6 protein-coding genes and 1 riboswitch are annotated in these 9,431 nt (G+C 68.1%); of the genes, 3 read left to right on the top strand and 3 right to left on the bottom strand.

The annotated features are described in order from the left end of the window. Positions 1-186: 186 nt before the first annotated feature. Positions 187-756, top strand: a complete 570-nt coding sequence (locus PV766_RS23785; RefSeq protein ID WP_129977287.1) for a putative immunity protein — start codon at positions 187-189, stop codon at positions 754-756. A 164-nt stretch (positions 757-920) separates the two neighbouring features. On the opposite strand, the gene PV766_RS23780 is transcribed toward PV766_RS23785, so the two are convergent. Continuing rightward, positions 921-1,793, bottom strand: coding sequence for an aldo/keto reductase family oxidoreductase (locus PV766_RS23780; RefSeq protein ID WP_129977286.1), 873 nt, complete (start codon positions 1,791-1,793; stop codon positions 921-923). 131 nt (positions 1,794-1,924) lie between these two features. Here PV766_RS23780 and PV766_RS23775 point away from each other — a divergent pair, with 131 nt between their 5' ends. After that, positions 1,925-2,371: a winged helix-turn-helix transcriptional regulator gene (locus PV766_RS23775; RefSeq protein WP_421098100.1), complete on the top strand. Its 447-nt coding sequence runs from the start codon at positions 1,925-1,927 to the stop codon at positions 2,369-2,371. Between the two features lie 87 nt (positions 2,372-2,458). Here the strand turns inward: PV766_RS23775 and PV766_RS23770 are convergent, their stop codons facing one another. Together PV766_RS23770 and PV766_RS23765 are read right to left on the bottom strand one after the other, a co-directional pair. Further along, positions 2,459-3,841: a M1 family metallopeptidase gene (locus tag PV766_RS23770; RefSeq protein WP_421098099.1), complete on the bottom strand. Its 1,383-nt coding sequence runs from the start codon at positions 3,839-3,841 to the stop codon at positions 2,459-2,461. Next, positions 3,808-7,713, bottom strand: a complete 3,906-nt coding sequence (locus PV766_RS23765) for a Pls/PosA family non-ribosomal peptide synthetase (RefSeq protein ID WP_421098098.1) — start codon at positions 7,711-7,713, stop codon at positions 3,808-3,810. The genes PV766_RS23770 and PV766_RS23765 overlap by 34 nt, the downstream gene beginning before the upstream one ends. Before the next feature lie 144 nt (positions 7,714-7,857). Further along, positions 7,858-7,975: riboswitch (SAM riboswitch) on the top strand. 68 nt (positions 7,976-8,043) lie between these two features. Here PV766_RS23765 and PV766_RS23760 point away from each other — a divergent pair. Beyond that, a complete protein-coding gene (locus PV766_RS23760) occupies positions 8,044-9,357 on the top strand; it encodes an aminotransferase class V-fold PLP-dependent enzyme (RefSeq protein ID WP_421098097.1) in 1,314 nt (437 codons plus the stop codon). Positions 9,358-9,431 lie beyond the last annotated feature (74 nt).

Here is a 9,431-nt window from a genome sequence, read left to right as displayed (position 1 = left end):
GGAAGCTAAGCCTGTCTGCGCCGATGGTACTGCACTCGACAGGGTGTGGGAGAGTAGGACACCGCCGAACACCCGTTACCGAAGACCCCCGACAGTGTTGGGGGTCTTCGGCTTTGATGAGGGGACCCGCTTTCGCGGGTCCCCTTTTCTCGTAGGGGCTGTTTCCCGCGGCATACGATTCGGTACATGGGTCGAAACGAGCCGGCGCGAAGTGTCTTCGGCGATTTCGAGCTGACCATGAACGAGCTGCGGGTGGTGACGCAGTACGTGGCGGAGAGTGCGCAGGACGTGCTTCCGGTCTTCGAAGAAGCCGTTCCCCAGGACCGACGTCCTCGCGCTGCTCTCGATGCGGCCTGGGAATTCGTCGGCGGTGCGAGACGGACGAGACTCCAGCGCGTCACCGCACTGGACGCACACCGGGCTGCGAAGGACGCACCCACCGAAGTGGCCGGCCTGGCTGCACGATGCGCCGGCGACGCTGCTGCGGCCGCCTACCTGCACCCGATCGCGAGAGCCACCCAGGTCGGGCACATTCTCCGTGCGGCTGCGAGTGCTGCACGCATAGCCGAGCTCCGAGCAGATGGCGACCCGGCAGTCGGGAGCGCGATGATCGAGCAGGCACGCCGACGCGCGACCCCGGTACTGGTCGACGTACTCTCGCGCTACCCGCTCGCGTCGACGTCGAGGACTCGCGTCGGGCACCTCATGAGGACTCTGGATCTCTCGTTGCGCAACGGGGGACCACAGCAGCCGTAACTGGGCCCTCCGCAATCCAGGTTGTAGTCGTGGCCTGAAGCCGCCGGTTTCCGGCGGGGATCTGGTGATGTAGGCGGTGAGGTTGCGGAATCCGAGAGCGGAACCGCGGAGGTGTTCGAGCTGTCCGTTGATCGTGGCTTGTGAGGCGGTCGGCCCCAGGACATTCAGCGGCTGATGTCGTCCAGTTCGGTCAGGTCCTCATGAGAGAGGGAGAGTCTCGCGCCGGCGATGTTCTGGCGCAGGTGTGCCGTCGATGACGTGCCGGGGATGAGCAGGATGTTCGGTGATCGGTGCAGCAGCCAGGCCAGAGCGACGGACATCTGTGTCGCCTCCAGTCGAGCGGCGACCGCCGAGAGCGCCGAGGACTGAAGCGGTGTGAAGCCCCCGAGGGGGAAGAAGGGCACATATGCGACGCCGTCGGTGGCGAGCCGGTCGATGAGCTTGTCGTCGTGGCGGTGGGCGAGGTTGTACATGTTCTGCACGCACACGATCGGCGCGATGCTCTGTGCTTCGGCGACCTGCTCCTCGGTGGCGTTGCTGATCCCGAGGTGGCGGATCAGGCCCTGCTGCTGGAGTTCGACGAGCGTCTCGAACGCCTCGGCGAGCGAGCCGGGTCGGGGACCTTCGGCGTTGCCGAGTCGGAGGTCGACCAGGTCGAGTACGTCGAGGCGGAGGGACTCGAGGTTGTCGTGGACCTGGCGGCGCAGATCTTCGGGTCGGCGGGCTGTAGGCCATCCGCCCTGTTCGTCGCGGGTCGCGCCCACCTTGGTCACGATGTGCAGCGACTCGGGATAGGGGTGCAGCGCCTCGCGGATCAACTCGTTGGTGACGCGCGGCCCGTAGGCGTCGCTGGTGTCGATGTGTGTGATGCCGAGGGCGACCGCTTCACGCAGCACGGCCAGGGCGCCCTCGCGATCGGCGGGCGGTCCCATGACCCCGGGCCCGGCCAGTTGCATGGCGCCGTAGCCGAACCGGGTGACGGTCAGGTCACCCAGAGTCCAGGTGCCGCCGGGAAGAGAGGGGGAGGGTGTGCTCATCTTGTTGCCTTTCGTCGTGCACTCGGGGGTGGCGTCTGCTGCCTCCCTGTATCAGGATTGGGGAGAAACTTCCTGTCGGGAAGTAGGCACTCGGGAGTGCGTAACCCATCCATCGGTGAGAGGTGCGATCAGTGACGACGATGAAGGCGGCCCAGAAGAGGGCTCAGGCCAAGATGGAGTACAACGCGTTCCTGGCAGGGTGCCCCAGCCGGCAACTGCTCGACCGAATCTCGGACAAGTGGGTCGTCCTGATCCTGTGTGCGCTGGGCGGCGACAACAACCCTGGCCGGCCCGGTGCAGCACACGAAGACGCTCCGAAGGCGATGCGTTACTCCGAGATCTCTCGTCTTCTGGCCGGGGTCAGCCAGAAGATGCTGACCCAGACGCTACGCTCGCTGGAGCACGATGGTCTGCTCACCCGTACCGTGACGCCAACCGTCCCTGTCACCGTCTCCTACGAGCTGACCGACCTCGGCCTCTCGCTCCACCACATGACCCGCGGGCTCAGAAACTGGGCGCAGACACACATGGCCGAGGTCCTCGCAAACCGCGAGAACTACGACGCTCGCACCCCCTGACGGCTCACATCCAACCGTCCGACAGCTCTACATTCTCGGCCCTACGCCCGCAACTGCACAGAGCCCGTAACGGTCCGGCGAGCCGACCTATCCGGGTGAGGGGGCCGGTGGAAGCGATGTCGTGCTCAACCAGGCCTCCCACAGCGACCGGAGCGAGGTCTCCGAGAAACGCGCGGCGAGATCCTTGAACTGTGCCGTCGTCACATTGCCGTGTCGGTGTTCCGCGGTCCACGTCCGCAGGAGATCGAAGAAATGTTCGTCGCCGAGGTGCACCCGCAGGGCGTGCAAGGTGAGGGCTCCGCGCTTGTAGATGCGGTCGTCGAACATGTCCTTCGGGCCCGGATCCTCGAGGAGGATGTCCTGAGGTTTGCGGGCCAGCCCTCTATGGGCGTCGAGAGCATGCGCGTGCGCGGACCTGCCGCCGGAGTTCTCCGACCACAACCATTCCGCGTAGCAGGCGAATCCCTCGTGGAGCCAGATGTCGCACCAGCGGTACAGGGTGAGACTGTTGCCGAACCACTGGTGCGCCAATTCGTGTGCGACGAGCCGCTCTTCGCGGCCCGTGCCGTCGCAGAAGTTTGCGCCGAAGGTCGACAGTCCCTGAGCCTCGATGGGGATCTCGAGGTCGTCGTCGGTGACCAGTGCGGTGTAGTGCGCGAACGGATACGGGCCGAACAGGCGCGTGAAGACCTCGAGCATCTCGGTCTGGCGCGCGAAATCACGGTCGAACGACGCGCGCAGGCGAGGGGGATGGATCCCGTACTGCGGCACCGGATCCGACGCCAGTGTGCGTACCTCGTAATGGCCGGTCTGCACCGTGGCCAGATAGGTCGCCATCGGTTCGGGTTGCTCGTAGACCCAGGTGGTGCGACTGGCCTTGGTGGTCTTGTGCACGAGCGTTCCGTTCGCGACCGCGACGAACGGAGCATCGGTGGTGACGGAGATGCGGTAGGTGGCCTTCGAACCGGGATGGTCGTCGCAGGGGAACCAGGTGGGCGCACCGTTCGGCTGGCTCGCGACGAGCGACCCCTCGTCGAGTTCCTCCCAGCCGACCTCACCCCACATGGTCCGCAACGGGGCGGGGGTACCCGAGTACTGCACACCGAAGACGAGCACGGACCCGGCGGGGAGTTTCTCGGCCGGGGTGACGGTGAGCTTGCCGTCGCGGTGGACGAACTTGGCGGGTCGTCGCCCGTTGACGGTCACCTTGGCGACGCGCATCGTCTGCGCAAGATCGAGCGAGTACTTGGCGCGCACATCCGTCGTCGTGGCGATGATCTTCGCCCGGCCGTCCAACCTGTTGGACACGACCTTGTAGGTCAGCTCCAGCTCGTAGCGCGAGACGCGGAAACCGCGGTTCCCACTCTCGGGCAGGTAGGGATCGAGGGGACGATCGGCGGCGACGGGCGCGACGGGCTTGGCTGCCTTGATGGGTTTCACCGCGGGGCCCAGCTGTTCGGTGTGGTCCACGGCGCGATGGGGTTGCCCTGCCAGCGGGTGGACTGCGGGACGACGTCGCCGCGCATCACCAGCGAGGCCGGTCCGACGGTGGCACCGTCGCCGATGCCGGAGGCAGGCAACGCGACGCATTGGGGGCCGAGCGTGGCGCCGGCGCCGAGGGTCACGGTGTCCATGGACATGATCCGATCATGGAACAGGTGGGTCTGTACAACGCAACCGCGTTCGACGGTCGCGCCGTCGCCCAGGGACACCAGGTCGGCCTCGGGCAACCAGTAGCTCTCGCACCACACCCCGCGGCCGATCTTCGATCCCAGTGCCCGCAGCCACAGGTTCATCACGGCGGTGCCGGTCGCGGCCCGTGCGAACCACGGTGCCGCGACGGTCTCGACGAAGGTGTCGGAGACCTCGTTGCGCCACACGAACGAACTCCACAACGGATGCTCCACACGCCCGATCCGTCCCACCACGAGCCATTTCGCGGCGACCGTCACCAGGCACGCCACGGCACCGGCGCTCATGAGCACGATGCCACCGAGCAGTGCCGCGACGGCGTATCCCCAGTGCACGGCGAGAGTGTTCAGGGCGAACAGCACACCGAGGCCGATGCCGTAGGTGACGATCATGGGCACGAGCCGGAAGGTCTCCACGGCGCCGCGCGCGACCTTCAGTTTCAGCGGGGGTTCGAAGGTGCGGCTCGCGTCGCTGTCACCGCTCGCGCGCCGCAGCCGAACCGGGGGACTGCCCAGCCACGACGATCCGGACTTCGCCTTCTGCGGAGCCGCGGAGAGCACCGCGACGAGTCCGTGCTTCGGTACCCGCCGTCCCGGTGCCGCCATGCCCGAGTTGCCGAGGAAGGCGCGCTTCCCGACCTTCGCGTGCGAGATGTACAGCCAGCCGCCGCCGAGTTCGTAGGAGGCGACCATCGTGTCGTCGGCGAGGAACGCACCGTCGGCGACCTTGGTGAACTTGGGAACCATCAGCACGGTCGACGCCTCGACGTCCTTGCCGATGTCGGCGCCGAGCAGCCGGAGCCAGATCGGGGTGAGCATCGACGCGTAGAGCGGGAAGAGGAAGGTGCGCGACGAATCCATGAGGCGCTCGGTGAACCACACCTGCCAGCCCACGCGGCTGCGCACCGGATGCCAGCCTTCCGTCATGCCGATCGCGAGCAGGCGCACCGAGAGCAGGGTGAGCAGGGCGAAGACGAACATCGTCAGCAGTGCCGCGACGGGGAGCATCGCCAGGGAATGCACCACGGCGTCGGAGACGGTGGGGGTGTCGTGCACCCACCACACGAGCAGCGCGACGCCCGCGGCGATCGACACGATGGGCAGGCCGCCGAGCAGGATCGACGACAGGGCGTAGACCGGAACCCATCTGTTACCCCGCGGCGGTGCCCCGGCGGGCCAGGGCCGGTCGGCCTTGCCGACCTTGCGCGCAGGCGATCCTGCCCAGCTCTGTCCGGCCTTCACTCGGCCGAACACGGCCGATCCTGCTTCCACCTCGGCGTTCTTGCCGATACGCGCACCCGGGGCGAGGAACGACCGGGCGCCGACAGTGGCACCGGCACCGATCCTGATACTCCCGATGTGGACGGCGTCGCCGTCCACCCAGTAGCCGCCGAGATCCACTTCCGGCTCGACGGAACATCCGTCGCCGAGCTCGAGGAGACCGGTGACCGGAGGAAGGCTGTGCAGGTCGACACCACGTCCGACCTTCGCTCCCAGAGCACGCGCGTACTGCCGCATCCAGGGAGCGCTGGAGATGTTCGTCGCGTTCACGGCCTCGGACAACCGCAGGGCCGTCCACAGCCTGAGGTGGACACCGCCTCCGCGGGGGTAGCTCCCCGCCTTCACACCGCGCAGCAGCAGACGTGAACCGGCGACGGAGATCGCCATACGCCCGATGGGAGAAAGGAACAGCAGGACACCGAGCGCGACCCACCACCACGACAGGGTGACGGTCCACGGCACGTCGACGACGAGCGCGATGACGTTGTTCAGTATCGCCAGCCAGGTCACCCACTGCAGTCCGGTGAGGGTGGTGAGGACGCCGGTCGCCGCGATCTGGGCGAACTGGGCGAGGCGGGGCACCGGGGCGACCTCTCGTGGTGCCGCAGCTTCCGTCGGTGCGAGTTCGTCGAGATGGACCGCGAGCGATCCGAGCCGGGGATGGTCGTACAGCTCCGCGACCGTCATCTCCGGATACCTGCTGCGCAGCGCCGTCACGAGCTGTGCCGCGGCGAGGGAGCCACCGCCGAGTTCGAAGAAGTCGTCGTCGACGCCCTCGATCCGGGCACCGAGGATGTCGGTCCACAATTCGGCGACCCATTCGGCGGTGGGATCGAGTCCGAGCGCCTCCACCGAGTCGGCGTCGGCGCCCGGCAGCGGCCACGGCAGGGCGTTGCGGTCGACCTTGCCGGATGTGCGGGTGGGGAGTTCGTCGACGAGCGCGAGTCGCGGAACGAGCGCGGCGGGGAGTTGCTCGGACAGCAGGTCGTGGGCGGACGCGATGTCGAAGTCCGGATCGGTGGAGGCGATGTACCCCACGAGGATCGGGTGTCCCGCAGCGGTCCTGCGCACCGCGCACGCACCACCGGCCACACCGGGCAGGTTCTGCAGCGCGTTGTCGACCTCGCCGAGTTCGATGCGGCGTCCACCGATCTTGACCTGGTCGTCGGCGCGTCCCTGGAACAGCAGTCCCTCGCGGTCGAGGGTGACGAGATCGCCGCTGCGATAGGCGCGCTCCCAGCCGAGCGTGGGCATCGGAGCGTACTTCTCGGCATCCTTCGCCGGATCGAGATAGCGCGCGAGGCCGACACCGCCGATGACGAGTTCGCCGGTCGCGCCCTCCTCGACGGGGTTGCCGTCGGCGTCCACCACGGCGAGATCCCAGCCGTCGAGCGGCAGCCCGATGCGGACCGGCCCGGTGCCGTCCATCAGCGAGGCGCAGGCCACGACCGTGGCCTCGGTAGGGCCGTAGGTGTTCCACACCTCCCGTGCCGGAACGGCGAGACGCTCCACGAGATCGGGTGGGCAGGCCTCACCGCCGAAGATGAGCAGGCGCACCGCCTCGAGTGCTTCGGCCGGCCACATCGCCGCGAGCGTGGGCACGGTGGAGACGACGGTGATGTTGCGCGAGACGAGCCACGGTCCGAGATCCATGCCGGAGCGGACGAGCGCGCGGGGTGCCGGAACCAGGCAGGCGCCGTGCCGCCAGGCGAGCCACATCTCCTCGCACGACGCGTCGAAGGCCACCGACAGGCCGGCCAGGACCCGGTCGCCGGGGCCGAGTGGCGCTGCCCGGCAGAACATCCGTGCCTCCGCGTCGACGAAGGCCGCCGCATTGCGGTGGGTGACGGCGACACCCTTCGGTGTCCCGGTCGAACCCGAGGTGAAGATGATCCACGCGTCGTCGTCGAGGTTCGGCCCTCGCACGGCCGGGCTGCCCGGCGGGACGGCCGTACCCGGCCCGATGCCCTCGTCGGTGACGATGGCGGTGACCTGTGCTTCCGAGAACACGAGTTCGGCGCGCTCGTCGGGGTCGTCAGCGTCGACGGGCACGTATGCGGCGCCCGCGGCGAGAATCGAGAGAATCGTCACATACAGATCGGTGCGCCCGGACGTCATGCGCACGCCGACCCTGTCGCCGGCACCGACACCCGCGTCGTTCAACGCGTAGGCGCCGGCGATCACCGCCTCGACGAGTTCGGCGTATTCGAGGACCGTGGTGCCGTCGTCGAGGGCAGGGGCGTCCGGATGTGCCTCGGCGGTGCTCCGCAGCAGGTCGACGAGGGTGCGTGCAGGCGGAGCGTGCGACGCGCGGAGGAATTCGTCCGGAATGGGGGACGGGCCGACGGGGGTCGAGGATATGGCTGGCAACTCCGCGGGTCCTTCTGCTCGATGGATCCTCCGGTTATCTCACGTCCGGGTGGACAACAGGTGAACGTTCGGGGCGCGGAACGTGTGTCGGCATCGTGCGATACGGGTTGACACGGCTCGATCGTCCTGTCATTGTCTTCGCCAGGTCATGAGTACCAGCGTCAAGCCCCGGCTCGCTGGTCGGCAACCCTCCAACCGCGGTGGGGTGCTCCGGGTGACGACCGGGCCGTGAATCCACCACCGGACACGGCAAGCGCGGACTCCGCCGGCGACGAGAACTCTCCGTCGTAGGCGTCACCGGCGGGTCCCTGAGTACACGAGGGATTTGTCATGACTGTTGTAGCCTCCACCACCTGCATTGCTCCGTTCGCCACCGTGTCCGGCTGTGACTCGCAGGTTCCGCTTGTCCAGGGTGGCACCTGCACCTACGCGAACTTCGACTACGCGGCGAGCGCACCGGCGCTGTCCGCCGTCACCGACCGCCTCACGGAACTGCTGCCCTTCTACGCGAGCGTGCACCGCGGTGCCGGATACGCCTCGCGGATCAGCACCACCGCCTACGAGGACGCTCGCACCTCCGTGTCGCGCTTCGTCGGCGCGGACGACGACCAGGTCGTCGTCTTCACGCGCAACACCACCGATTCGCTGAACCTGCTTGCGAGTGCCGTGCCCGGCGATGTCGTCGTGCTCGACATCGAACATCACGCGAATCTGCTGCCGTGGAAGAACTCCCGCATCGTCGAGGCGGCAGATACCGTCTCGGAGACGGTGTGGCGCCTCGCAGTCGAACTCCAGCGCGCCCCCGCGGCCCTGCTCGCCGTCACCGGTGCCTCCAACGTCACCGGCGAGGTGCTGCCCATCGCCGAGCTCGCCGAACTCGCCCACGCCTCCGGCGCGCGGATCCTCGTCGACGGCGCGCAGCTCGTGCCCCACCGCCGCGTCGATCTCGCGTCGCTCGGTGTGGACTACCTCGCGTTCTCCGGTCACAAGCTGTACGCGCCGTTCGGTGCGGGAGCGCTCGTCGGCCGACGCGACTGGCTCGACGCCGCCGAGCCGTACCTCGCCGGAGGCGGTGCGGTGCGCGAGGTACGCCTCGACCACACCGAATGGGCCTGCGCCCCTGCGCGTCACGAGGCCGGCACCCCCAACGTGCTCGGTGCCGCCACCCTCGCCGCCGCATGCGATGCGCTTGCCGGTTTCGACTCCGACGCGGTCACCCGTCACGAGGAGGCCCTGTGCTCCCTGCTCGTCGACGGCCTGGACGCCATCGACGGCGTGGAAGTGCTTCGGCTGTGGAACGATTCGGCCGACAGCGTCGGAATCGTCACTTTCACGATCGAGGGCTACGAGCCCGGTCACGTCGCGTCCTATCTGTCCGCCGAGCACGGCATCGGTGTCCGTGACGGACGATTCTGCGCCCACCCGCTGCTCGCGCGGGTCGGTCGCGCCGGCGGTGCCGTCCGGGCGTCGCTCGGACTCGGCAGCTCGTCCGACGACGTCGACCGGCTCCTCGGAGCGCTGCGTTCGCTGGTCGAGAACGGGCCGTCGTGGGTGCACGCGAAGACCGACGGCGTGTGGAACCCCTCGCCGGAGACGCGCCCCGGTCTCGGGGCGACCGACGGCGACGCATCTCCGTGCGTCTAGCTGTATGAGGCCATGACGTTGGTGACACCGGTCCGGAGTTTGCTCGCGGGCGGCCGATTACCGACGGCAGTATG

It is taken from the genome of Rhodococcus sp. As11 (assembly GCF_048957735.1).
Classification (GTDB): Bacteria; Actinomycetota; Actinomycetes; order Mycobacteriales; family Mycobacteriaceae; genus Rhodococcus; species Rhodococcus gordoniae.
This window is presented reverse-complemented; position numbering and strand designations above follow the sequence as displayed.